Source organism: Streptomyces sp. Da 82-17 (assembly GCF_046098215.1).
Taxonomy (GTDB): Bacteria; Actinomycetota; Actinomycetes; order Streptomycetales; family Streptomycetaceae; genus Streptomyces.
The window spans coordinates 164,976-189,278 of the sequence record NZ_JBJURH010000019.1 but is presented as its reverse complement, the minus strand read 5'-3'; the positions used below and the strand labels follow the sequence as shown (position 1 = coordinate 189,278).

The window sequence follows — 24,303 nt, the reverse complement described above, 5'->3', positions numbered from 1 at the left end:
GCAGAAGCCGAAACCGCCCCCCGCGCCCTCGCCGCCCTCAGCGGCGCGACCGTCACCGGCACCGCTCTGCCCTGGCTCTCCACTCTCCTCGTCCTCCTGTTCCTGCAGGTGGGAAGCGGGTTTGCGGAGCACGGGCAGATCGGGGAGCGGGTGCAGCTCGACGGGTTCGGGCGGGGGCTGCTGCTCGTGGCGGGCGCGGTCCTGCTGTGGCGGCACCGTTTCCCGGTGGCCGTGGCGTTCGCGGCGTCGGCGGTCACGCTGGTGTATCTCGGGGCGGGCTACCCGTACGGGCCGGTGTTCCTGAGTGCCGCCCTCGCCTGCTTCGCGGCGGTGGTGGCCGGGCACCGGCATGCCGCGTGGGGTGCGCTCGGCCTGCTGTGGGCCGGGCACCTGGCGATCTCCCACTGGCTGTACGCCTGGCTGCCGCCGGACGGCGACGGCGCGGCGCCGTGGGGGCAGGAACTCCTCGTCGTGGCCTGGGTGGTGGCGATCCTCGCCCTGTCCGAGCTGGTGCGGGCCCGCCGCGAACAGTGGGCGAGGGAGCGCGCCGAACGGCAGCAGGCCGCCCGCCGCCGGGCCGACGAGGAGCGGCTGCGGATCGCCCGCGAGCTGCACGACGTGCTCGCGCACTCCATCTCCGTGATCAACGTCCAGGCGGGCGTGGGCCTCGCGCTGCTCGACAGCGACCCGGAGCAGGCGCGTACGGCGCTGACCACCATCAAGTCGGCCAGCAAGGAGGCGCTCGGCGAGGTGCGGCAGGTGCTCGACACGTTGCGTACGCCGGGTGACGCGCCCCGCGCGCCCGCGCCCGGACTCGACCGGCTGCCGGAGCTGGTCGAGCAGGCGGCGAGCGCGGGCCTCACCGTCGAAGTCGCCCGCGAGGGACGGGAGTTCGCGCTCCCGCCGGGCGCCGACCTGGCCGCGTTCCGGATCGTGCAGGAGGCGCTCACCAACGTCGTGCGCCACTCCGGCTCGCGCCGCGCACACGTACAGGTGCGGTACACCGAGGCGGCCGTCGAGCTGACCGTCGACGACGACGGCCCCGCGACCCGTACCGACGCGGGCGGCAGCGGGAACGGGCTCGCCGGAATGCGGGAGCGGGCCGCGGCCCTGGGTGGCACGATCGAGGCGGGCCCGCGCCCCGACGGCGGTTTCCGGGTACGGGCCGTCCTGCCGCAGCGTTCCGAGGGGAAGACGACGACGTGATCCGCGTACTGCTCGCCGACGACCAGGTGCTGGTGAGGGCCGGTTTCAAGGCGCTGCTCGACGCTCAGCCGGACATCGAGGTCGCGGGGGAGGCGGCCGACGGTGACGAGGCGGTGCGCCTGGTGCGCGAACTGCGCCCGGACGTCGTCCTGATGGACATCCGCATGCCTGTGCTCGACGGCCTCGCCGCGACCCGCGCCGTCACCGGCGACCCGGACCTGGAGCAGGTCAAGGTGGTCATGCTCACCACGTTCGAGCTGGACGAGTACGTCTTCGAGGCGATCCGCTCCGGCGCCTCCGGCTTCCTCGTCAAGGACACCGAACCCGACGAACTGCTGCGCGCGGTACGGGCCGTGGTGGACGGCGACGCGCTGCTCTCACCCGGTGTGACCAGACGGCTGATCGGCGAGTTCGCGGCCCGCTCCAAGGAACCCGCCGCCGCCGAGTCGCTGAGCGAACTCACCGAGCGGGAGCGGGAGGTGATGGCGCTCGTCGGGATCGGCCTGTCCAACGAGGAGATCGCCCGCCGGCTCGTCGTCAGCCCGCTCACCGCGAAGACCCACGTCAGCCGCACGATGGTGAAACTCGGCGCCCGCGACCGCGCCCAACTCGTCGTCCTCGCCTACGAGTCGGGCCTCGTACGCCCCGGCTGGCTCGGCTGAGCGGCGGCGTACGGCACCTTCCGCCGTACGCCGCCGCGCTCCACAGCTCTGGTCCGGCGAACTCAGTCCCGGGCGCCCACCGGCTCCGGCGCGGCGGCCTCGCTGACATCGTCGGCCTCGCCGGGCGCCGACTTGGCGACCACCAGCGACTTCCCCGTACGACCCGTACTGCCCGCACTGCCCGCACTGCCCGTACGAGAAGCACCGCGGCGCAGCCCCGGCAGGGTGATGAGGAACCCGGCGAAGGCGATCGCGGCGACCACCACCAGACCCGGGCGGAAGCTGTCGAGCACCTGCTGCGGGGAGGCGTGCGCGGTGTCGGACGCGGTCACCACGGCGGTGATCACGGCGAGGAAGATCGCGCCGCCCACCTGCACCGAGGTGTTGAGCAGACCGGACACCATGCCCTGCTCGTCGTCGTCGACGCCGTTGGTGGCCTGGATGTTGAGCGACGGGAAGACCAGGGCGCAGGCCGCGCCGATCAGGATCATCGAGGGCAGGATCACGGTCGTGTACTGCGGATCCAGGCTCACCCGCAGGAACAGCGCGTACGCGACGACGAGCAGCGCGAAGCCGACGGCGATGACGCGCGGCGTGCCGAAGCGGTCCACCAGCGGGCCGATCTTCGTGGAGGAGAGCGCGACCAGGGCGCCGGCGGGCAGGAAGGCGAGCGCGGTCTGCAGCGCGGACCAGCCGAGCAGCGACTGGAAGTAGAGCGTCACCATGAACTGGAACGAGACGTACGAGCCGAAGAACGTCATCGCGCCCAGGTTGGCCCGGATCTGGCTGCCGGAGCGCAGCACGCCGAGCCGGATCAGCGGGCTCGCGCTGCGCCGCTCGATCGCCACGAACGCGGTGAGCAGCGCGGCGACCGCGAGGAACGACAGGAGCGTACGGGCGGAGGTCCAGCCGACTTCGGGGGCCTGTACGACGGTGAAGACGAGCAGCAGCATGGAGGCCGTGCCGGTGACGGCGCCGGGAATGTCGTAGCCCCCGTTGTTCTTCTCGCGGGCGCTGTGCGGGATCAGCTTCAGACCGAAGGCGAGCGCGATCAGGGCGATCGGCGCGGGCAGCAGCATGGTCCAGCGCCAACTGGCCTCCGTGAGCAGGCCGGAGAGGACGAGGCCCATGGAGAAGCCGGTGGCGGCGCAGGTCGTGTAGATGGACAGGGCCCGGTTGCGTACGGGGCCCTCGGCGAAGGTCGTCGTGATGATGGAGAGCCCGGCGGGAGCGGTGAACGCGGCGCTGAGGCCCTTGATGAAGCGGCTGGCGATGAGCAGCGGCCCGGAGTCGACGAGCCCGCCGAGCAGCGAGGCGAGGGCGAACACCGCGAGGGCGATGAGGAACACGCGCCGCCTGCCGAGCAGGTCGGCCGCGCGGCCGCCGAGGAGGAGCAGGCCGCCGTAGCCGAGGATGTAGCCGCTGACGATCCACTGGAGCGTCGACGTGGAGAGCCCGAGGTCGGTCGCGATGGACGGCAGGGCGACGCCGACCATCGAGACGTCGAGGGCGTCGAGGAACATCGCGGCGCAGAGCACGAGCAGGGTGCCCCACAGGCGTGGCGTCCAACGGCCTTCCGGGGCAGGGGTGTTGAGCGGAGAGGTCATGCGCAGCACAGTACATGCACATGCATTGAATGCAAGTGCATTTAATTCACGTGCAACAAATCTTTGGTTCTCTGCTACCGTGCGGACATGGCTGCGAAGAAGGCTGTGGACGATCGCGTGGAACAGTGGCGTGAACTCCTCGCCACGCATGCCCGCACGACCTGCGAGCTCGACCGCGAGCTCCATCAGCACGGCCTCGGCGCAAGCGACTTCGAGGTGCTCGACCGGCTCGCGGACGCCGACTCCTCGTGCCGCGTGCAGGAGCTGTCCGGACGGGTGCATCTCAGCCAGAGCGCGCTGTCCCGGCTCATCGCCCGCCTGGAGAAGGACGGCCTGGTGACGCGCGGCATGTGCTCGTCCGACCGGCGCGGCGTGCAGGTCGCGCTGACCGACAAGGGGCGCGAACTGCACGCCCGCGTACGGCCGTTGCAGCGGGCGGTGCTGGAGCGGATGCTCGGCGGGACTGAGGACTGAGGACTGAGGACTGAGGACTGAGGACTGAGGGCTGAGGACTGAGGCTTCGCTGAGCGAGGCTCGACGTCCGGGTACCCCGCTGCGTACGGTCCGCCCTCAGAGCACCGCCGACGTCTCGCGCCACAGGCGGGCCAGGCCCGGGTCGCCGGTGAGGCGGGGGACCGGCAGCCGGTTCCACAGCGACAGGTAGACGCGCGCCGCCGGGCCGCTCACCTCGCAGTCCGCCTCGCCGTCCGCGTCCCGCGTCGTCACCGGGGCGCCCGGCGACAGCCGCACGGTCCACGCGTCGCCCGTGTCGGTGGTGCGGACGCGCAGCACCGCGGGCTTCTCCGTACGGACCCGGCTGCGCTCGCGCGCGTGGAAGCCGCGCAGCAGCTCGTCGACGCCGTCGGCGGCGAAGCCGGGGGAGATCGCCACGTGTCCACTGCTCGGGCGCGCCGACTCGGCGTCCACCCGGTGCACCGTCGTCTCGTGCGCCTGCCGCCGCGCCCAGAACGCCAGCGGGGACGGCGCGGGCAGGAACGCCCAGCAGTCCAGGTCGGCCGGGGCCGAGTCCAGCGCGTCGACGAGGGTCGCGTGGCCGGCGCGGTACCAGTCGAGCAGTGCCTTCCCGTCGAGGTCGGGCAGCTCGCCGAAGGGCCGGCGCGCGGCGTGCCGCTCGACGACGTACGACGTGGCCCAGCGGTGCACCGCCCCGGTGTGCCGCAGCAGGTCGCGCACCTGCCAGCCGGGGCAGGTGGAGACGGCGGCGTCGGGCCCGGCGTCCTCCGCGGCATGCGCGAGCAACCGGCCTTCGCGGTCCAGGACTTGGACGTGTTCGGCAGTCTTCATGGCCGGATGATGCCCGCGCGGGGGCGCGCTAGGCGGCCCGTCCCACGTTCCGGTCACACCCGCACGCCCGTCACCCTCGCCCGCCCGAAACCTTCGCCCGCCCGAGGCCCTCGCCCGCCCGTCACCCCCGGGCGCCCGCGTTCCGTACCGCGTACCCGATCGCGGCGGAGAGGGCGGCCAGGGCGGCGACGCTGGTCAGGGCTACGGGCAGGGAGAACCAGTCCGCCATGAAGCCGATCGCGGGCGGGCCGAGCAGCATGCCGCCGTAGCCGAGCGTGGACGCGGCGGCCACGCCGCTGGGCCCGGCCAGGGCGCCGGCGCGTTCGATCGCCACGGGGAAGATGTTGGCGAGGCCGAGCCCGGTGACCGTGAACCCGACCAGCGTCACCCCCACCGACGGGGCCAGCGCCCCGAGCAGCATGCCGACGGCGGCCGTGGCGCCGCCCAGCACCAACGTCCGCGTCCGGCCCAGGCGTTCGAGGAGCGTGGTGCCGGTGAGGCGGCCGACGGTCATGGCGAGCGCGAACACCGAGTACCCGGCGGCCGCGACGCCCGGATGCGCCCCCAGGTCCTGCTGCAGATGCAGCGCGCCCCAGTCCGCGAGCGCCCCCTCGCCGTACGCCGTGCACAGTGCGATCAGCCCGAAGACGGCGACGATGCCGCGCGAACGGCGGCCGGGGCGCGCGGAGTCGGGGGCTGCGGACGCCCCGACCGGGGCGTCCGGGATGGCCGGGGTGGCCGGGGCCGGGTGGCGCAGCAGGGTCGGTGCGGCCGCCGCCGTGATCAGCAGGCCGACGACGGTCAGGCCCAGCAGGTGCCGGGCGGGGGAGAGGTGTGCCGCGACCAGTCCGCCGAGCCCCGCGCCGATCATCCCGCCGAGGCTGAACGCCGCGTGGAAGCTGGGCATCACGGGCCGCCGGAGGGCGCGGACGAGGTCGACGGCGGCGCTGTTCATCGCCACGTTGATGCCGCCGTAGGCCGCGCCGAACACCAGCAGGACAGCGCCGAGCGCGAGCGGCGAACCGGCCAGCGGGGGCAGCGCCACGCTCAGCGGCATCAGGACACCGCAGGCCACGGTCACCGCGTGGCTGCCGTAGCGGCGGCAGAGGCGGCCGGTCGACGTCATCGTGACCACGGCCCCGGCCGAGACGCCGAGCAGCGCGAGCCCCAGGTCGCTCGCCGAGGCGCCGGTCTGCTCCTTGATCGACGGGATGCGCACGACCCAGCCCGCGAAGACGAAGCCGTCGAGCGCGAAGAACGCGGTCAGAGCGATGCGGAGGCGCCGGAGTGCCGCGGTGTGCGGATCGTCGGACGCCGTTGTCCTGAGTTTGTTTAGTGTCGGCACAAACTCAGCGTAGGGGGCGGCGGCCGGACTCGGCAACGGGGGCGGGGCGCGTGCGACGAGGGTCACCCCGCAGCCGCCGGCGGTGGTCAACTCCCGCCGCCCGCCTGCCCGTCGAAGTGCTCGCGGTTGCGGAACACCCTCTCCGCCGACCAGGCCCTCGACCTGCTCGGCCTGCGCGCCGGGCAGAGCGTCCTCGTCACCGGCGCCGCCGGAGGCGTCGGCGCGCACGCCGTGGAACTCGCCCACACCCGTGGCCTCCACGTCACCGTCCTCGCCGCACCGGCCGACGCCGAGTTCCTCGCGGCCCGCGGCGCCGACCGCTTCCAGCCGCGCGACGACGCCCTCGCGCCCACCGCGTACGACGGAGTCCTCGACGCCGCCGGTCTCGGCGCCGCCGCGCTCGCCGCCGTACGGGACGGGGGAGCGTACGTCGGCCTCTGGCCCGGTCGGGAACCGGAAGCGGAGCGCGGCATCCGCATCGCCGCCCTCGACGTCCGCGCCGACGGCGCCCGCCTCGCAGCCCTCTCCGGCCTGGTCGACGAGGGACGCGTACAGGCCCGGGTCGCCCGTACGTACCCGCTTGGCGCCGCTGCCGAGGCCCACGCGAGGCTCGCGGAGGGCGGTCTGCGCGGCCGGATCGTGCTGGTGCCCTGAGTCGCCCGGCCCTCAAGTGCCCTTCAACGGCCGGGAGTTGACGTGCCCCGGCGCGGTCGTCCCGAGTCGGGGACAATCGGAACCATGCACGGAGAGAAGGGGTTGCCCGGAAGCGGTACGGGTGCGGGCGACCGGACGGACGGGCTGTTCAGCCTGCCGCGTGCGCGCGCCGAGATCGCGCCGGGCGCCGTGCACGTGCCGGGCTGGCTCGGCACGGAGCGGCAGCGGGAGCTGGTCGCCGCCTGCCGCGAGTGGTCCCGGCCGCCGGCCGGACTGCGCACCGTGCGCACCCCGGGCGGCGGCGAGATGACCGCGCGCCAGGTCTGCCTCGGCTGGCACTGGTACCCGTACGGCTACGCCCGTACCGTCGTCGACGGCGACCGTGCCCCCGTCAAACCCTTCCCCGACCTGCTCGGGGCGCTCGCGCGCGAGGCCGTGCGCGAGGCGTACGGGCCGGACTTCGCGCCCGGCGCGTACGACATCGCGCTCGTCAACTTCTACGACGGGCAGGCGCACATGGGCATGCACCGCGACAGCGACGAACGCGCCGACGACCCGGTCGTCTCGCTCAGCCTCGGCGACACCTGCCTGTTCCGCTTCGGCAACACCGAATCGCGCGGACGCCCTTACACCGACGTGGAATTGCGCAGCGGCGACCTGTTCGTGTTCGGCGGTGAGTCGCGGTTCGCGTACCACGGGGTGCCGAAGGTGTGGCCGGGCAGCGGGAGCGAGGCCATCGGCATGGGGCAGGGGCGGCTGAACATCACACTGCGGGTCTCCGGCCTCCAGAGCTGAGCCGTCTCGGATCATGGGAGACTCGCCTGCATGAACGGCAAGGCGGCGGCTCATGGGGCGGGGCAGGTGTCCACACGGAACCGACTGGAGAGAGGGCGCGGCGCACTCGGCCCCGCGCTCGAACTCGTGCACACCGGACGCGCCCCCACCCGTGCCGTCCTCACCGCCGAACTCGGCGTCACCCGCGCCACCGCCGGAGCCGTCGCCGCCGAGCTGGAGGCGCTCGGGCTGATCCGCGTCGAGCCCGGAGCCGCCGCGGGCGCACAGGGCCGGCCCTCGCACCGCCTGCTCGTCGCCGACGACGGCCCGGTCGTGCTCGCCGCCCAGGTGCACGCCGACGGATACCGGGCCGCGCTCGTCGGCCTCGGCGGCACCATCGCCGCGACCGCGCCCGGCTGCGAGGCCGTCGACGCCGACCCGGCGCAGATCATCGGCTCCCTCGTCGAGGCGGGCGTGGAACTCCTGGAGCAGACCGGGCGGCGCTGCGTCGGCGCGGGACTCGCCGTGCCGTCGGCCGTCGCCGAGCCCGAGGGCCAGGCGCTCAACCCGCTCCACCTCGCCTGGCCGGTCGGCGCCCGCGTCCGCGAGACCTTCGCCGAGCAGGTACGGGCCGCGGGCCTCTCCGGACCCGCGTTCACCGGCAACGATGTCAACCTCGCCGCGCTCGCCGAGCACCGGCACGGCGCGGGGCGCGGCGCGGCGGACCTGCTGTGCGTGGCGACCGGGCACCGCGGGGTGGGCGGCGCGCTGGTCCTCGACGGCCGCCTGCACACCGGGAGTTCGGGCCTCGCCCTGGAGGTCGGGCACCTCACCGTCAACCCGGAGGGGCGGCCCTGCTACTGCGGCAGTCGCGGCTGCCTGGACGTCGAGGCGGACCCGCTGGCGTTCCTCACGGCCGCCGGCCGCGACCCCGGCCCCGAGGTCTCGCTCCTCCAGCAGTCCCGCGACCTGCTCGCCCACGAGTACGACGACCCTGCGGTACGCGCGGCCGCCGCCGAGCTCATCGACCGCCTGGGCCTGGGCCTGGCCGGCCTGGTCAACATCCTCAACCCGGACCGCATCATCCTCGGCGGCCTCCACCGCGAACTCCTCGCCGCCGACCCGGAACGCCTGCGGGCGGTCGTGGCCGACCGGAGCCTCTGGGGACGCAGCGGCGGGGTTCCGATCCTGCCGTGCACGCTCGACCACAACAGCCTGGTGGGGGCGGCGGAACTGGCGTGGCAGCCGGTGCTGGACGATCCGCTGGGCGCGCTCGGGGCTTGATTTTCCCCTCCCCGCCCCTTCCCGAAGTCCTCAGCAGACGGCTCCGTGGCTCCGCCCCTGGGCCCGTTGGTCGTTCGTCTGCCGCGCCGCTGTGGCTGGTCGCGCAGTTCCCCGCGCCCCTTTTCGGGGCTCCGCCCCGGACCCCGCTCAACTGCGGGGCGCCTGTCTGCGGAGGGATGGACGTGCCCCGACAGGGGCGCGGGGAACTGCGCGAGCGACCACGACGGCGCCGCAGACGAGCAACAACCCGGGGACCGGGGCGGAGCCCCGGAGCTGTCCGCTGAGGACTTCGGGAAGGGGCGGGGAGGGGAAGAAGCAGGGGGCCGGCCCCCACGTACTCCCCCCGTCGTACCCGCAGTGCCGCTGCCCGTACGACGACCCGGACCCCCTCCGCGCGCGAATCTCGATGCATCGCCACTCATCACTCTCACTCATCGAGGAGATGAACCGCCATGCAGACTCTCGCCCACTGGGACGGCGGGCCCGGCCCGTGGATCCTCTTCTTCCCGCTGATCTGGGCCGCCGTGATCCTCGGCGGCGTGACCCTGCTGCGCCGCACCGTATGGCGCGGCCGAGGCGCCGCCCGCGGCGCGCAGGCCGCCGAGGCCCAGACCCCCGACGCCCAGTCGCCGATCACCGTCCTCGGCCACCGCTTCGCCTCCGGCGAGATCGACGAGGACGAGTACTGGCGCCGCCTGACCGTCCTCGACGAACAGTTCGGCCGGCACGCCACCGGCGGCGGCCGGAAGGGCGGTACGGCATGAACACCGCCCGCCACCCGGCGACCACCGCAGGCACCGCCGCCCGGGTCGTCGACGCCGTCAAGGTGTACGGCAGCGGAGACACCGAGGTGAGGGCCCTGGACGGGGTGACCGTCGGCTTCCCGGCCGGCCGGTTCACCGCGATCATGGGGCCCTCGGGCTCCGGCAAGTCGACGCTCATGCACTGCGCCGCCGGCCTCGACACCCTCACCTCCGGCAGCGCCGAGATCGGCGGCACCGACCTCGGCGCCCTCGACGACCGCCGCCTCACCGTGCTCCGCCGCGACCGCGTCGGCTTCGTCTTCCAGGCGTTCAACCTGCTGCCCACCCTGACCGTCGCCGAGAACATCACGCTCCCGCTCGACCTCGCGGGCGCCCGCGGCGACGCGGAGTGGATCGACGCGCTCGTCGACGTCGTGGGCCTGCGCGACCGCCTGCACCACCGCCCCTCCGAACTCTCCGGCGGACAACAGCAACGCGTCGCCGTGGCACGGGCGTTCGCGGGGCGGCCCGACGTCGTCTTCGCCGACGAGCCGACCGGCAACCTCGACTCGCGCTCCGGCGCCGAGGTCCTTGGCCTCCTCGCCCGCGCCGTACGGCAGATGAACCGCACCGTCGTCATGGTCACCCACGACCCGGTCGCCGCCGCCCACGCCGACGAGGTCGTCTTCCTCGCCGACGGCCGGCTCGTCGACCGTATGCAGGGCCCCACCGCCGAGCGCGTACTCGACCGCATGAAGGCCCTCGACGGCCCCCACGGCGAGCCGGACGCCCGGCGCGCCCCGGACCGTACGGGCGGCCGGCACCCCCAAGGAGTCCCGTCATGAGCTCCGCGTCCGCCACCGCGCGGATCAGCCTCTCCTCGCTCCGCGCCCACAAACGCCGCCTCGCCGGTACGTTCTCGGCCGTGCTGCTCGGCGTCGCCTTCCTGACCGGCACCCTCGTCATGGGCGACACCCTGCGCGCGAGCTTCGACTCGATGTTCGCGGGCGCCACCAGCGGCACGGACGCCGTCGTACGCAGCGCCGACACCATCACCACCCCCGGCGAGGCCCAGGGCGTACGCGGCTCCGTCGATGCCGACCTCGCCACCAGCGTCGCGCAGGTGCCCGGCGTCGCCGCGGCCACCGCCGACATCCAGGGCCCCGGCCAACTCGTGGGCGCCGACGGCGAACCCATCGGCGGCCAGGGCCCGCCCACCCTCGCCGGGAACTGGATCGACGACACCCGCCTCAACCCGTACCGCCTCGCCGAAGGGCGGGTGCCGGAGCGCGGCGGGGAGGTCGTCGTGAACCGGGGCGCCGCCGAGACCGGCGGGCTGAAGATCGGGGACAGCACCGTGCTGCGCACCCCCGACCCCGTGCGCGTCACGATCGTCGGCCTGGCCACCTTCGGCGGCGCCGACGGCATGTCGCAGAGCACGTACACCGGCATGACCAGGGCCGACGCCGAGAAGTACCTGGCGCCGCGGCCCGGACAGGCCGCCTCGATCCTCGTCCGCGCCGAGCCCGGCACCGACCAGCAGGCCCTCGTCGACGCCCTGACTCCCGTGCTCCCCAAGGGACTTGAGGCCATCACCGGGGAGGCCGCGGCCGCCGAGAACACCGAGATGATCTCCGGCCAGTTCCTCGACCTGTTCACCACGTTCCTGCTGGTCTTCTCCGGTATCGCGCTGCTCGTCGCGACCTTCTCGATCCACAACACCTTCGCCATCGTCGTCGCCCAACGCACCCGCGAGAACGCCCTGTTGCGGGCCCTCGGCGCCGGCCGCCGCCAGGTCGTGGGCGCCGCGCTCGCCGAGGCCGCCGTCGTCGCGGTCGTCGCCTCCGGGGCCGGGCTGCTCGGCGGGATCGGCGTCGCGGCCGGACTTCAGGCGCTGTTCCCGGCCGTCGGATTCCCGTTCCCCGAGGGCGAGTTGGTGATCAGCGCGCTCTCGCTCGGCCTGCCGCTGCTCGTCGGCGTCGTCGTCTGCCTCGGCTCGGCGCTCCTGCCCGCCGTGCGCGCGGGACGCACCGCGCCGCTCGCCGCGCTCCGCGAGACCGCCGTCGACCAGTCCGGCAGCTCCCGCGGCCGTACGGTCACCGGGCTCGGGCTCGTCGTCCTCGCCGTCGCGACGACCCTGGCCGGGGTGGTCGGCACCCCGTCGATCTGGCTCGCCGGGACCGGCGCCGTCCTCGCCCTCGCCGCGTTCGTGGTGCTCGGCCCGGTCGCGTCGAGCGCCGTCCTGCGCGTCCTGGCCCGCCCCCTCGCCCGGCTCCGCGGCGTGACGGGCGGCCTCGCCGGGCGCAACGCGCTGCGCAGCCCGAAGCGGACCGCGGCCACCGCGAGCGCCCTGATGATCGGCGTCGCCGTCGTGGCCCTCTTCACGGTCTTCGGCGCCTCCCTGAAGGCGACCATGGACCAGACCGTCGACCGCTCCTTCGCCGGTGACGTCGCCGTCAGCGCCCCCTCGTTCGGCGCGGGCGGCAGCGGCCTCAGCCCCGCGCTCGCCGACCGGATCGCCGACCTGCCCGAGGTGGCGAGCGCGGTCGGACTCGGCCGCGGCGTCGCCGAAGTCGACGGCGCCGGGCGGCAGTTGACCGTCACCGACCCCGTCGCCCTGGCCAAGGGCCTGGACCTGGGCGACGTACGCGGAGACCTCGCCGCCCTCGACACCGACGGAATCGCCCTCTCCGCCCCCGAGGCGGAGGCCCGCGGCCTGGCCGTCGGCGACCGCGCCGAACTCGCCTTCACCTACGGCGAGAAGGCCACGTTCACCGTCCGCGCGGTCTACGCACAGCCCGAACTCGCCGGTGACTACGTCCTCACCCGCGAGGCCTGGGCCCCGCACAGCGGCCGGGACTCCGACTCGGTCGTCGCCGTCACGTTCAAGGACGGCACGGCCCCGGACACCGGCAAGGCCGCAGTCGAGAAGACCGCGTCCGCGTACGGCAATCCGGAGGTGCAGACCCGCGACGAGTACGCGGAGTCCTCGGCCGGCGGCATCGACATGATGCTGACCCTGGTGTACGCGCTGCTCGCCCTCGCGGTCGTGATCGCGCTGCTCGGCATCGCCAACACCCTGACCCTCGCCGTGCACGAGCGCACCCGCGAACTCGGCCTGCTGCGCGCCGTCGGCCAGACCCGCACCCAGCTGCGCGCGATGGTGCGCTGGGAGTCGGTCCTGGTCGCGGCCTTCGGCACGGCCGGCGGACTCGCGCTCGGCGGTTTCCTCGGCTGGGTCCTCGTACGGGCCTCGCAGGGCGGCGGCGACAGCGACTTCGCGTTCGCGGTGCCGCCTCTCCAGCTCGCGGTCGTCGCCCTCGTCGGACTCGCCGCGGGCGCCCTCGCCGGCTGGCGCCCGGCACGCCGCGCGGCCCGCCTCGACGTACTGCGGGCGATCGCCACGGAATGAGGCGCGGACGGCGGGACGACGAGGCGCTCGCCGTGTCCTGGTTCAGACGGAGTGGTTCCGCTTCTCAACCGCCCGGTCAGCCGACGAAGGCCGACCGGGCGGGAGCCTGTGGTGCGTACGCGGGCGCCGACTCGGGCGCGACCGCGGGGAGCGTGAACCAGACGACCTTGCCGCGGCTTCCCTCGGGGCGCACGCCCCAGTTCTCGCTGACCGCGGCGATCATGGCGAGACCGCGTCCGCACGTGTCGAAGGCGGCGGCCGCGCGCAGTTCCGGCATGCGGGGATCGCGGTCGTGCACGGAGACCGTGAGCCGGTCGAGCAGCCACTCGATCTCGACGGTGCACTTCTTGTCCGGCCCCGCGTGCCGGTGGACGTTGGTGAGAAGCTCGGTTACTCCGAGTTCGGCAAGCTCGATCAGCGGATCGAGATGCCAGTGACGCAGTTGGGCAGAGATGATTCTGCGAACTTTTCCGATGCGTGACGGCAGGGCTTGGAGCTCCACCGTGCAGTGCCTGCTCGGCTTGCTGATCACGGCTGCGACTCCCCGAATGGTGAGGTCGGAAGAAGACGACGACGTTCAGATCCGGGAACGCTGCGCGCCCCTGGATCCCACAGTGCTGCCTGCTGCTGAAGGCGGTGGACGCCGGGTCACAGCGTGACCGCCGATAAACCCTGAGTGATGTGTGACCAGCGTGACTCAGGGGGTGCAGCTCCGCAACTCGGCGTCCGCCCAGGCCTCTTGCCGCTGCCGCCGATGTGGCGCTCGTCAGGCGCCGGAGAGGCGGCCGCCCGCGCGGTGCACGGCGTCGATGAACCGCCGCACGGACGGCGGGCCCGACTCGCCGGGGCCCGGGTCGTCCTCGCCGAGCGTCAGCGAGTACCGCGTGCCGTTGACGGTGGCCTGCGCCTTGTCGTCCGGGCCGAACCAGGGGCGGCCCGCCGAGACCGCGGCGAGCGGGGCGCTGTCGATCTCGCTGCCGTAGCTGGTCAGCAACTCCAGGCGTCCGCCGCTGATCCGCACCTGCCCGGCCCGCGTGAGCGAGCGCAGCCGGCGCCCGATCCGCACACCCTTGGCCGTGAACTCCGGCTCAGCCATCCCGCCCGCCCCCTCGTCCGATCGATGCCCGTCGATCTGCAGTGTGCCCGCCCCGGCGGCGGAGCGCCAGTGGCTCCAACTCCGGTCCGCGGCCGGTTGTTCCCACAGGTGTTCCCACGGCCTTCCTTTGGGGCGCCCAAAGCTGTGTTTATGCAGGTGAGAAGCGTGCGGAAGGTGTCTATCATCGAGCTGTCCGACCGGGTCGAGCACCCGATCTCCCGGCGCCGGGCACGACACCAAGGAGCGGCGCGTGAGCACCACACAGCAGCCCGGGGGACCGGCGCCCATGAGCACCCTCGACGTGGACCGCAGCGACGCGGCCTACCGCGACTGGCTGAAGGAGGCGGTCCGCAAGGTCCAGGCGGACGCCAACCGCTCCGCCGACACGCACCTGTTGCGCTTCCCGCTGCCCGAGCCGTGGGGCATCGACCTGTACCTGAAGGACGAGTCGACGCACCCCACCGGCAGCCTCAAGCACCGCCTCGCCCGCTCGCTGTTCCTGTACGGCCTGTGCAACGGCTGGGTCCGCCCCGACCGCCCCGTCATCGAGGCGTCCAGCGGTTCGACCGCCGTCTCCGAGGCGTACTTCGCGAAGCTGATCGGCGTGCCCTTCATCGCGGTGATGCCGCGCACCACCAGCCGCGAGAAGGTCCGCCTCATCGAATTCCACGGCGCCCGCTGCCACTTCGTCGACGACCCGCGGAAGATGTACGAGGAGGCCGCGGACCTCGCCGTCCGCACCGGCGGCCACTACATGGACCAGTTCACGTACGCGGAGCGGGCCACGGACTGGCGCGGCAACAACAACATCGCCGAATCGATCTACCAGCAGCTGCGGTTGGAGCGCTATCCGGAGCCCGCGTGGATCGTCGCCACCGCGGGCACCGGCGGCACCTCGGCCACCATCGCCCGCTACGTCCACTACATGCAGCACGACACCCGCATCTGCGTGCCCGACCCGGAGAACTCCTGTTTCTTCGACGGCTGGGTCGACGACGACCCGGACTGCACGAGCGACTGCGGCTCCCGCATCGAGGGCATCGGGCGCCCGCGCATGGAGCCCAGCTTCGTGCCCGGCGCGATCGACCGGATGATGAAGGTGCCGGACGCGGCCAGCGTCGCCGCCGTGCGCGCCCTGGAGCAGGCCATCGGCCGCAAGGCGGGCGGCTCGACCGGCACCGGTCTGTGGAGCGCCCTGAAGATCGTGGCCGAGATGGTCGCCGCGGGCCGCACGGGCAGCGTCGTCACACTCCTCTGCGACCCGGGCGACCGCTACCTCGACAAGTACTACTCGGACGAGTGGCTGGCCGAACAGGGCCTGGACATCCGCCCGTACGCCGCGGCGATCGAGACGTTCCTGGCCACCGGGGTGTGGCCGGACTGACGGGCGTACGACCGGGGCGGCGGCGCGTGCCGGCCGGGCTCAGCTCTGTGCGGCCGGGCTCAGCTCTGTGCGGCCGGGCTCAGCTCTGCGCGGCCGGGGCCCAGCTCTGTGCGGCCGGGCTCAGCTCTGCGCGGAGTTCGCCGCGATCCGCTGGTCGAGCCGTCTCGCGGCGTCCTGGAACGAGCGGCCGAGGCCGGGCCGCGCCACCTTCAGCAGGGCGCGCAGCACGGCGCTCCCGTCGGCGGCGAAGCTCCACTGCAGCCGCGTGCCGGTGCCCGACGGGGTGAGCAGCCACTCCTCGGCCAGGGCGCGCAGGCCGGGCGCGTTCGCCGTGTCCACGCGGTACGCGTACCGCTCGTCCGGGTCGGTGGCCAGGATCGTCTCCCGGAAGTGCCCGCCGCCGACCAGCTTGACCTCGCGGCCCGCGCCGCCGTCCGTCGGCCGGCACACCGTGACGGCCTTGAACCACGCCGTCCAGCCCGTCACGTCCTCGGCGAGGGCGCGGTACACGGCGGCGGGCGGTGCGGACAGCTGCCGCGCGAACACCATGCGCACCGGTGCGGTGTCGATGAACTCCAGCCCCACGGGGCTCAGTCGGCGTGCCATGAACTCAACACCCCCAAGGGGAGACGGGCGGTCGGAAGGCCCGGCCACCATAGCTGTCGGTGTGTCAGATGTCTTTAGCGGGCCGGAGGTTGGGATGGGGGCACGCCCGCCCCTCAGGCCTCCTCGAGCGCGGCGCCGCCCCCGCGCTCGCCTCCGCTCGCTCTTTCGTCTTCGCTCTTCTCGCCCGCGTCCACGCCCGCACCCTCGCCGGCGACCACCAGCCGGTCGACCCGCTCGGCGATCTCCGTACGCACTTCTCCCGGAAGCCCGGCGTCCGTCACCCAGGTGTCGACCTGGTCGAGAGTGGCGAACGAACTCAGCCCCACCGTGCCCCACTTGGTGTGGTCCGCGACCACCACGACCCGACGCGCGGACTGCACCAGATTCCGGTTGGTCTCCGCCTCGGCGAGGTTCGGCGTGGACAGCCCCGCCTCCGCCGAGATGCCGTGCACCCCGAGGAACAGCAGGTCGAAGTGGAGCGCCCGGATCGCCTGGTCCGCGACCGGGCCCACCAGGGAGTCCGACGGCGTGCGCACCCCGCCCGTCAGCACCACGGTGGCCCCGCTGTGGCCCTTGCCCGCGAGGCGCTGCGCGGTGTGGAACACGTCCGCCACACGAACCGAGTTGGTCACGACCGTCAGCTCCGGCACGTCGACCAGCCGGTGCGCCAGCGCGTACGTCGTCGTGCCGCCCGACAGGGCGATGGCGCTGCCCGGGGCCACCAGCGCCGCCGCCGTACGCGCGATGTCCTCCTTCGCGCTCAGCTCCAGGCCCGACTTGGCCTCGAAACCCGGCTCGTGCGTGCTCGCCTCGACGACCGGGACCGCGCCGCCGTGCACCTTCTCCAGGACGCCCTGCCGGGCCAGCGCGTCCAGGTCACGCCGCACCGTCATGTCGGAGACGCCCAGCTGGCGCGTGAGCTCGTTGACCCGCACGCCGCCGCGGCGTCTGACCTCGTCCAGGATCAGGGCGCGGCGCTGTTCCGCGAGCAGGTTCTGGTTCTCGCTCACGCCCGATCCCGGTCCTTCCGTCGCGTGCGGTCCTCGGCCTTCGGCCCTCGCCTCCGACCTCGGAGAACGGGTTCGGCGCGAGGTGTTTCATCCTCGCACGCGGCACTGACAGCCGTGCCATCGCCCGTACGTGCGGCGGGACCGTACACCTTTGGGAGATTCCGTGACGAGGGGTGCCCAGCGGGCCCGCGAACGGGGATCCTTGTCACGCACAACGACATGGAGAATCACGGGGGTCGGGGGGCCAGTGGGGCGCGCGAAGGACACAGCTGAACAGCGGGGCCAGAACCCGGCCGGCGGGAGCGGCGACAGGGTCGCCCTGGAACTCCTCGTCCACGGCGTCGGCGGCACCACCCCGCAGGAAATGCTCAACGACCCGAGCACCGTGCGGATCACCGGCGACAAGACCGCCGCCGTCCACCGCCGCGCCGACGACGCGGACGCCGAAAAACGCCCACAGGACTACGCGGACGAGCCCGTCGCCGAGGCGTACGTCTGGTCCAACCTCACCTCCGGCAACGGCGCCCGCGCCCTGTGGCTGCTGCTCCTGCCGTTCATGGTGGTCAACCTCGCCCACTGGATGCGCCCCACCGCGGACGGCATGCGCCGCGCGGTGCGCGCTTACGGGACGCTCGTGCGGCTCGTCGCGCTCACCCTCACCGTGCTCCTCGTCGCCGCCGCCTGCGAGGTCGCCCTCGACCTCACCGCCTGGCAATGCGCCGGCACGCGCGCGTGCGCCGAGGAGCGGGCCTGGCTCGGCTTCCTCGCGCCCAGCGAGACGCCCGGCGGCTGGTGGACCCAGCCCGGCCGCCGCCTCGCCCTCGCCTCCCTCGCCCCCGCGGCCCTCACCGCCCTGCTCTGGTACCTCTCCCAGCGCACCTGGAGCGCGTACGAGTCCCAGCAGCCCCTGCCGCACCAGTCCGAGCCCGAGGAGGACGGCTCCCGGAGCGCCCTCAGCCGCCCCGGCTTCTGGTACGGGCGGCGCCTGGTCGCCCGCCTCCGCGCCGCGCACACCGCCGCGGGCCTGCTCACCGTGGCCGCCTCCGTCGGCACGTCCGCCGCGCGCCACGACCGCACCGCGGGCGACGGCGCCCTGCACGTCTTCGGCATCGCCCTCGAAGCCGTGCTCGCCCTCGGCGCCGTGATCGTCGTGACCGTGGTCTGCCGACGCGGCCGCAGCGAGTCCACGCTCGACGAGCACCTCGACCGCGCCGTGAAGGTCCTTCCCCTCAGCGCGCTCGCTGTCCTCGGCGTCGCCATCGTCTACGCGTCCTGGGACCGCCCCGACTGGCGCTCCGGGGGCCGTCTGCCCGGCGACGAGACGTTCGGCGTGATCGCCCTCGTGCAGGGCCTGCTCGTCCTCGCCCTCGCCGGCTTCGCCTACGCCCTGCACCGCCGAAGCGCCGTCCCGGGCACCGTGCTCGGCGGCCTCGGCGGGCCCGCCGTCGCCATGCTGGCCTGCGCGCTCGGCGGCGTGATGTCCGGCGGCGTCGCCCAGCGCGTCGGCGACTGGCTGGACGACGGCGGCACACCCGGCGCCGACGGCTCGGTCTTCCTCGGCCCGCCCGTCGTCCTGACCTGGCAGTCCGCCGTCATCCCCGTCCTCCTCGTCGCCGTCCTGCTCCTCGCCGTCGTCCTCGTGATGCGCGCCCGCCGCCGCAGCCGCCTCGAGGTCGCCCGCGTCCACCGCGACTACGCAGGCGAACGCCCCGACCCCGAACGCACCCGCCGCATCGCGAACACCCGCGCCCTCGCAGCCCTCACCGACCGCGCCCCTGTGATCGTCGGCATCGTCTCCGCCCTCACGCTGCTCCTCGGCGCCGCCGCCCTCGTCGGCGCCTGGGGGACCCGGCAGGTGCCGAGCGAGGCCGCCGAAGGCACGCCCGCGTTCGTCGAAGGCGTCGCCGACACCACCCAGGCCCTCGGCTCCTGGCTGATCGGCTTCGGCTTCATACTCTTCGTCACCTGGGGCAGGCGCGCCTACCGCGACCCCTCCGCCCGCCGCACCATCGGCATCCTCTGGGACGTCGGCACGTTCTGGCCGCGCGCCGCCCACCCCTTCGCCCCGCCCTGCTACGCCGAGCGGGCCGTGCCCGACCTGACCTGGCGCATGGCCACCTGGACCCGGCAGACCGGCGGCCGCCTCGTCATCTCCGGCCACTCCCAGGGCAGCGTCCTCGCCGCCTCCGCCCTGTGGCAGCTGAGCCCGTCGGTGCGCCGCCGCGTCGCCCTGCTCACGTACGGCTCACCGCTCCAGCGCCTCTACGGCCGCTGGTTCCCCGCCCACTTCGGGCCCGCCGCGCTGATGTCCCTGCACCGCGAGGTCGACTGCTGGCGCAACCTGCACCGCCCCACCGACCCCATCGGCGGCCCGATCGGCCTCCCCGGCGCCTGCGGCCCCGACGTCGACCACGCCCCCCTCAAGGACCCCCTCGCCTACGGCCGTACGGAGAGCCAGCCCCTGCCCGCCCCGATCCTCGGACACGGCGACTACCAGGCCGACCCGGTCTTCGCCGACGTCCGCGGCACGCTCCTCGCCCGCCTCCGCCCCGGCGCCGACCGCGACAACGGCCACGACTGCGCCGGGGACGCACCGGCCGCCGAGCCTCGTACGACCGGCCTGCCCGGGCCGCGCGGTGACGGCGCCGTGACCGTGGCCGCGGACGCGGCGGGCCCCGACGCCGAGGCCGGTCAGGGGAGTTCGGGCAGGTCCTCCGGGTAGAGCAGCGTCAGGTCGTCCGTGCTGGCGTCGGCGACCTTGGCGACCCGGCCCGCGTGCCGCTCGACCATCGCCTCGAAGGTCTGCCGCGCCGTCCGGCCGTTGCCGAACGCCGCCCCCTTCGGCAGCGCCGTGAAGTACTTCAGGAGCGCCTCCGACGTGCCGGTGCCGAGTCTGTACTCGTGCTCGTCGGCCTGCTGCTCCACGATCCGGAGCAGCTCCTCCGGGTCGTAGTCACCGAAGGTGATGGTGCGTGAGAAACGGGACGCCACACCGGGGTTGACCGACAGGAAGCGCTGCATCTCCGCCGTGTAGCCCGCGACGATCACCACGACCGCGTCCCGGTGGTCCTCCATCAGCTTCACCAGCGTGTCGATCGCCTCACGCCCGAAGTCCCGACCCGAGTCCTCCGGCGACAGCGCGTACGCCTCATCGATGAACAGCACGCCGCCACGCGCGCGTTCGAAGGCCTCCTGCGTGCGGATCGCCGTCGAACCGATGTGCTCGCCGACCAGGTCGACGCGGGACACCTCGACCAGATGGCCCTTGTCGAGCACCCCGAGCGAAGCCAGGATCTCGCCGTACAACCGCGCCACCGTCGTCTTTCCGGTGCCCGGCGAGCCCGTGAAGACCAGGTGGCGGCGGACCGACGCGGCCTTCAGACCCGCCAGTTGACGCTTGCGGCCGACCTCGATCATGTCGGTGAGAGCGCGCACCTCGCGCTTCACGCTCTCCAGGCCCACCAGCGCGTCGAGTTCACCGAGGACGTCCTGCGAGCTGCGGACCTCCTCCGGGGCGGGCTCGGGCTCGGCGGGCTCCGTCGGCCGCTGCTCGGGCACGCCGCCGAGCAGGCCCACCGACTGCGTCGCGCGCTGCACGACCGGCTCGCCCGGGGCGGAGGGCGCGCGCACGCCGCCGCTCTCGTCGCTCGTGCAGTCCTCCACCTGAGGCCCTCCTGTGCCGCCCGAGCCCTGGGCGGCGCCGTCACCGAACTCGTACCCACCGCGCGCGCAGCGCTCCGTACGGCAGCGGCGCAGCGTGGCCCGGCAACCGTCGAGGACGTGGAAGCCGTAGCCCCCGCTGCCCGTCACCCGGCAGTTGACGAAACTGCCGCGCCCTTCCGCCGACACATAGAAACCGGCCTCCGAAGGGGAGGTGACCTCGCACCGCTCCACCGTCGGATCGGCGCCCTTCGTGACGATCACGCCCGTCTGCGCGCCGTCGATCGTGCACCCCGCGAGCGTGCCCCCGCTGCCGTGGTCGCGGAACCAGGCGCCCGTGGCGACCTCACGGATGCGGCAGTCGTCGAGCTGCGCGATCGCGCCGTCGCTCACCGACACCGCGGTGTTCCGCACCTGCGACAGGTCGCTGTCCACGACGTCCACGCGCGAGCCCCGGTCGAGCACGAACAGCGCGTCCGGCACGTCCCGCACCCGGCAGGCCTCCAGCACGGCGGTGGCGCCGTCACTGACCCACACCGCCGGGTAGTCGCCCGTACTGTCGTGGATCTCCGACTGGTTGGCGTCCACGCGCGTGCCCGGGTCCCACACCGACAGGCCGTTGCGCCCGAAGCGGCTGATCGTGGAGCGGGTGAGGGTGAGCACGGAGCGGGAGCGCAGGTCGATCGCGTTCTCCGGGATGTCGTGCAGCCGGCAGTCGGCGAGCGTCAGGACCGCGTCCGTGTCGAGCGTGATCCCGTCGGCCGTCGTGCGGTGCACCTCGCAGTCCGTCAGGTGCGCGCCGGCCCGCCCGGTGATCTGCACCCCGGCGCCCTTCACCTCGTAGACCTCGCAACCCAGGCCTTCGAGCGCGGAGTTCTCGCCGGTGACGGAGATTCCGGTGCCGGACGCGTGGTGCACACGGCAGCGCTCCAGGCGCGGGTGCGCGCCCCCGCGCACGGTCACGCCGCTCTGCCCGGCCGCGACGACCTCGCACTCCTCGAAGACACCGCCCGCCCCGTCGAGCACGGCGATGCCGATGCCCGCCGGGTTGTCGACCGTGCAACGGCGGACGGTGGGCCGCGCCCCCGCCCGCACTTCGAGCCCGGCGGCGGAGCGGGTGACGATGCGTACGTCGATCAGCTCGGGGGCGCCGTCCTCCACGAGCAGGGCGGGCGCGGCGGCGTCCTGGCCCTCGAACTGCAGGTCCTGCAGCACGGCCGAGGCGCGCACGGTCAGCGGCACTCCGTCTGCGGGCGCTATCCGCACGGAGCCGGGGGAGCCCTCGGGCCCGCGCAGCGTCACCGCGCGCTGCACCACGAGGTTCTCCCGGTACGTCCCGGGAGCAACGGTCAGCACGTCACCGTCGCCGGCCGCCTCTAGGGCCGCGGCGAGCGATCCGTACTCGCCCGTGCGGCGCCGCCACCGCGAAGTGCCGGTGTGCGTCACCTGGACCGTGCCCTGTGCCATGGCGTTGTTGTGCCCCCACCTCGTGCGATCCCCGTCGGACAGGCGTCCACCGTAGCGTGCGTGGAGGACGGGAGTTGACCGCTCGCCCCGGTCTGTGGACAACCCGTACGGCCCGGAAGGGGGAGGTGTTGTGACGTTGCGGTGTCGGGCCTATGGGCAGGGGCGCCGCGCGGGGTCATCTACCGTGCGGGGCACGGAAGTTCGAGTTCCGGACGTACGTCGACGTGGAGGCGGCGGGGCGTGGCCTCGGGGTCAACTCCCGGTGCCCGTACGGCCCCAGTCCGGGCCTGCGGCGGCCCACTCGCGCTCCCAGTCCGCGTAGCGGCGGCACACGAGGCGCCACAGGACGAGTCGGCGCGCGCCCTCGATGGTGGCGGCGGTGGCGGCTGCGACGCCGAGCCCGGCGAGCACCGCGTGCACGGTGGCCGTTCCGAGATCCATCGGCTGCGCCACCTGGCGGCCTGCCTGGTCGGTCCAGAGCGGGATGCGGTCGCCGGGGGCGGAGACCGCGCCGGCCGTCACGGTGCCGGAGCGCGGACTGCCGTCGGGGGCCGTCCAGTTGGCGACGACACGGCGATGGCCGTCACGCGCGGTGGCGGTTTCCGGGTCGGGGTCGACGGGCGGCTGTGTCACCGTTCTGACCACCGTCGCCGTCACCTTGTGGCGGTTCTCGTGCTGCGCCTGCACCGCCTGGTGCAGGGCGTCCTGGGTCAGTCCGCCCGCCACGGATCCGACGAAGGGCGCCGCCACCGCGATGAGCACCGCGGCCGCAAGCGCCACCAAGGCCTCGACGAGATCGGTCGTACGGCGCAGCGGATTGTGCCGCCAGCGCCAGAGTCCCGCGATCGCCCGCACGATCCTGCACCTCCCCCTTCCGCGTCCGTCATTACCGCCAACGGCACGGCCCAAGCGCGAGTGGCGCCGGAAGAGAGCGAAATCACCCTTCCCGGCGGCGGCCCGCGCACGCCTCCGGTCACGTCCGAGCCGTGCCGCGCTGCGACGAACCGGCCCGGCTGCCCGGTGGCCGCATTCTCACCGACCGGGGTCCGTACCGCCTTCTGCCCAGTGTGCGCCTGGACGCTTTCGGCCACATCCCGGGGTGGGAGGTTCCGGGAGGCCGGATCGGCGGGTGATTCTGCGGGTGCCGTCGCTTTTCTGCTGGGTGGTGCCGCCGACCGGGGCTGGACGGCCGACGGCCTCTCGCACATCCTGCCGGGTTCCCCGGGGCCCGGGGTCTATTCGAGGATCTTCACGGGATCGCCGACGCGGATCGTGCCCGTGGTCTCGGGCACCAGGTTCTGGCCGAAGACCAGCTGGTCACCGAAGCGGCGGTGCCGCGCGAGCGTGCGCAGCGGCTCCTTGCCGCGCTCTGCGGTGCGCTGGTCGGTGGTCGTCACGACGCAGCGGCCGCAGGGTTTGGCGACGCGGAACGGGATGTCCCCGATGGCGATGCGCGTCCACTCGTCCTCGGCCCAGGGCGCGGTGCCGTCGACGACGACATTGGGCCGGAAGCGGTTCATCGGAAGCGGGCCCTCATCGGCATGATCACCCTGCTCGATCAGGGAGTTGAGGGCGTCGAGCGACGACAGCGCGGCGAGCAGCAGCGGGAACCCGTCGGCGAAGCTGACGGTCTCGTCCGCCTGCGCGTACCCCGGGTCGAGCGGGCGGCGGCGGGTCGGGTCGTCCATGTGGACCAGGCGTATCTCGGTGTCGAGCCACTCGCTCAGCCAGGCGCTCGCGGACTCGTCGGCCGGAACCGCCTCCACCTTGTCCCGCCACACCTCGACCGGGACGGTGCGCGAGGCGTCCGGCACCGCGACGGTGAGCGGCGCACGGCCCGGAGCGGTCAGGCGGAGTCCGCCACCGGGCTGCGGTTCGGCGGACACCAGCGCGAGCCGCGGCTGCTGGCGCTGTGTGACGTACCGTCCGTCCGGCTCGACCACCATCCACCGGCGGTCACCGGCGAGCCCCCAGGGCTCCACGACGGCCTCCGCCGTGGCGTACCCCTGCACCGATTTGAGCGGGTGGATGTGGATCGAGCGCAGCGTTGGGTTCGGCATGGGGCCATCCTGCCAGGAGGCACTGACA

At 73.8% G+C, this 24,303-nt stretch carries 21 protein-coding genes; 11 read left to right on the top strand and 10 right to left on the bottom strand.

Features of this window, described 5'->3' with window-relative positions:
- Both ACIDOF_RS28205 and ACIDOF_RS28200 read left to right on the top strand, forming a co-directional pair.
- The coding region (locus ACIDOF_RS28205; protein ID WP_409008938.1) for a histidine kinase at positions 1-1,206 on the top strand (1,206 nt) is incomplete at its 5' end.
- On the top strand, positions 1,203-1,868 hold the full coding sequence (locus ACIDOF_RS28200; protein ID WP_409008937.1) for a response regulator: 666 nt from the start codon (positions 1,203-1,205) through the stop codon (positions 1,866-1,868). The genes ACIDOF_RS28205 and ACIDOF_RS28200, both read left to right, overlap by 4 nt.
- A gap of 62 nt (positions 1,869-1,930) precedes the next feature.
- On the opposite strand, the gene ACIDOF_RS28195 is transcribed toward ACIDOF_RS28200, so the two are convergent.
- Positions 1,931-3,475 carry an MFS transporter gene (locus tag ACIDOF_RS28195; protein ID WP_409008936.1) on the bottom strand — a complete coding sequence of 515 codons (1,545 nt, stop codon included), beginning with the start codon at positions 3,473-3,475 and terminating at the stop codon, positions 1,931-1,933.
- Between the two features lie 87 nt (positions 3,476-3,562).
- Between ACIDOF_RS28195 and ACIDOF_RS28190 the strand changes: the two genes are divergently transcribed.
- Positions 3,563-3,949, top strand: coding sequence for a MarR family winged helix-turn-helix transcriptional regulator (locus ACIDOF_RS28190; protein ID WP_409008935.1), 387 nt, complete (start codon positions 3,563-3,565; stop codon positions 3,947-3,949).
- A gap of 96 nt (positions 3,950-4,045) precedes the next feature.
- Here the strand turns inward: ACIDOF_RS28190 and ACIDOF_RS28185 are convergent, their stop codons facing one another.
- Both ACIDOF_RS28185 and ACIDOF_RS28180 read right to left on the bottom strand, forming a co-directional pair.
- The gene (locus ACIDOF_RS28185) at positions 4,046-4,780 is read right to left on the bottom strand and encodes a maleylpyruvate isomerase family mycothiol-dependent enzyme (protein WP_409008934.1); all 735 of its coding nucleotides are present in this window, start codon (positions 4,778-4,780) and stop codon (positions 4,046-4,048) included.
- Positions 4,781-4,901: 121 nt separating this feature from the next.
- Complete coding sequence (locus ACIDOF_RS28180) at positions 4,902-6,125, bottom strand: MFS transporter (protein WP_409008933.1); 1,224 nt, start codon at positions 6,123-6,125, stop codon at positions 4,902-4,904.
- A gap of 126 nt (positions 6,126-6,251) precedes the next feature.
- Here ACIDOF_RS28180 and ACIDOF_RS28175 point away from each other — a divergent pair, with 126 nt between their 5' ends.
- From ACIDOF_RS28175 to ACIDOF_RS28150, 6 genes are all read left to right on the top strand, one after another.
- Positions 6,252-6,779: a zinc-binding dehydrogenase gene (locus tag ACIDOF_RS28175; protein ID WP_409008932.1), complete on the top strand. Its 528-nt coding sequence runs from the start codon at positions 6,252-6,254 to the stop codon at positions 6,777-6,779.
- A gap of 84 nt (positions 6,780-6,863) precedes the next feature.
- Positions 6,864-7,574 (top strand): alpha-ketoglutarate-dependent dioxygenase AlkB family protein, encoded by a 711-nt coding sequence (locus tag ACIDOF_RS28170; protein ID WP_409008931.1) that lies wholly within the window; start codon positions 6,864-6,866, stop codon positions 7,572-7,574.
- Between the two features lie 30 nt (positions 7,575-7,604).
- Entirely contained in the window at positions 7,605-8,837 is a 1,233-nt protein-coding gene (locus ACIDOF_RS28165; RefSeq protein ID WP_409008930.1) for an ROK family protein, read from the top strand.
- A 452-nt stretch (positions 8,838-9,289) separates the two neighbouring features.
- On the top strand, positions 9,290-9,601 hold the full coding sequence (locus ACIDOF_RS28160) for an SHOCT domain-containing protein (protein WP_409008929.1): 312 nt from the start codon (positions 9,290-9,292) through the stop codon (positions 9,599-9,601).
- Positions 9,598-10,425 (top strand): ABC transporter ATP-binding protein, encoded by an 828-nt coding sequence (locus ACIDOF_RS28155; protein WP_409008928.1) that lies wholly within the window; start codon positions 9,598-9,600, stop codon positions 10,423-10,425. Before ACIDOF_RS28160 ends, ACIDOF_RS28155 begins: the two co-directional genes overlap by 4 nt.
- Positions 10,422-12,992 (top strand): ABC transporter permease, encoded by a 2,571-nt coding sequence (locus ACIDOF_RS28150; protein WP_409008927.1) that lies wholly within the window; start codon positions 10,422-10,424, stop codon positions 12,990-12,992. The genes ACIDOF_RS28155 and ACIDOF_RS28150 overlap by 4 nt, the downstream gene beginning before the upstream one ends.
- 76 nt (positions 12,993-13,068) lie before the next feature.
- On the opposite strand, the gene ACIDOF_RS28145 is transcribed toward ACIDOF_RS28150, so the two are convergent.
- Both ACIDOF_RS28145 and ACIDOF_RS28140 read right to left on the bottom strand, forming a co-directional pair.
- The gene (locus ACIDOF_RS28145) at positions 13,069-13,524 is read right to left on the bottom strand and encodes an ATP-binding protein (protein WP_409008926.1); all 456 of its coding nucleotides are present in this window, start codon (positions 13,522-13,524) and stop codon (positions 13,069-13,071) included.
- Positions 13,525-13,758: 234 nt separating this feature from the next.
- Entirely contained in the window at positions 13,759-14,088 is a 330-nt protein-coding gene (locus ACIDOF_RS28140) for a hypothetical protein (protein WP_282515485.1), read from the bottom strand.
- Positions 14,089-14,374: 286 nt separating this feature from the next.
- Here ACIDOF_RS28140 and ACIDOF_RS28135 point away from each other — a divergent pair, with 286 nt between their 5' ends.
- Positions 14,375-15,472 carry a PLP-dependent cysteine synthase family protein gene (locus ACIDOF_RS28135; protein ID WP_409008944.1) on the top strand — a complete coding sequence of 366 codons (1,098 nt, stop codon included), beginning with the start codon at positions 14,375-14,377 and terminating at the stop codon, positions 15,470-15,472.
- 120 nt (positions 15,473-15,592) lie between these two features.
- Here ACIDOF_RS28135 and ACIDOF_RS28130 read toward each other — a convergent pair whose 3' ends face one another.
- Together ACIDOF_RS28130 and ACIDOF_RS28125 are read right to left on the bottom strand one after the other, a co-directional pair.
- Positions 15,593-16,078 carry an SRPBCC family protein gene (locus ACIDOF_RS28130; protein ID WP_409008925.1) on the bottom strand — a complete coding sequence of 162 codons (486 nt, stop codon included), beginning with the start codon at positions 16,076-16,078 and terminating at the stop codon, positions 15,593-15,595.
- Between the two features lie 113 nt (positions 16,079-16,191).
- Positions 16,192-17,088, bottom strand: a complete 897-nt coding sequence (locus tag ACIDOF_RS28125) for a DeoR/GlpR family DNA-binding transcription regulator (protein ID WP_409008924.1) — start codon at positions 17,086-17,088, stop codon at positions 16,192-16,194.
- Positions 17,089-17,335: 247 nt separating this feature from the next.
- On the opposite strand from ACIDOF_RS28125, the gene ACIDOF_RS28120 reads away from it, so the two are divergent.
- Positions 17,336-19,810 (top strand): hypothetical protein, encoded by a 2,475-nt coding sequence (locus ACIDOF_RS28120; protein WP_409008923.1) that lies wholly within the window; start codon positions 17,336-17,338, stop codon positions 19,808-19,810.
- Here ACIDOF_RS28120 and ACIDOF_RS28115 read toward each other — a convergent pair.
- The 3 genes from ACIDOF_RS28115 to ACIDOF_RS28105 all read right to left on the bottom strand — a co-directional run bounded on the left by ACIDOF_RS28115 (position 19,780) and on the right by ACIDOF_RS28105 (position 24,275).
- Entirely contained in the window at positions 19,780-22,215 is a 2,436-nt protein-coding gene (locus ACIDOF_RS28115; protein ID WP_409008922.1) for a right-handed parallel beta-helix repeat-containing protein, read from the bottom strand. The two genes, ACIDOF_RS28120 and ACIDOF_RS28115, sit on opposite strands and share 31 nt — an antisense overlap.
- 252 nt (positions 22,216-22,467) lie before the next feature.
- The gene (locus ACIDOF_RS28110; RefSeq protein WP_409008921.1) at positions 22,468-23,070 is read right to left on the bottom strand and encodes a hypothetical protein; all 603 of its coding nucleotides are present in this window, start codon (positions 23,068-23,070) and stop codon (positions 22,468-22,470) included.
- A 380-nt stretch (positions 23,071-23,450) separates the two neighbouring features.
- Complete coding sequence (locus ACIDOF_RS28105; RefSeq protein WP_409008920.1) at positions 23,451-24,275, bottom strand: MOSC domain-containing protein; 825 nt, start codon at positions 24,273-24,275, stop codon at positions 23,451-23,453.
- Positions 24,276-24,303 lie beyond the last annotated feature (28 nt).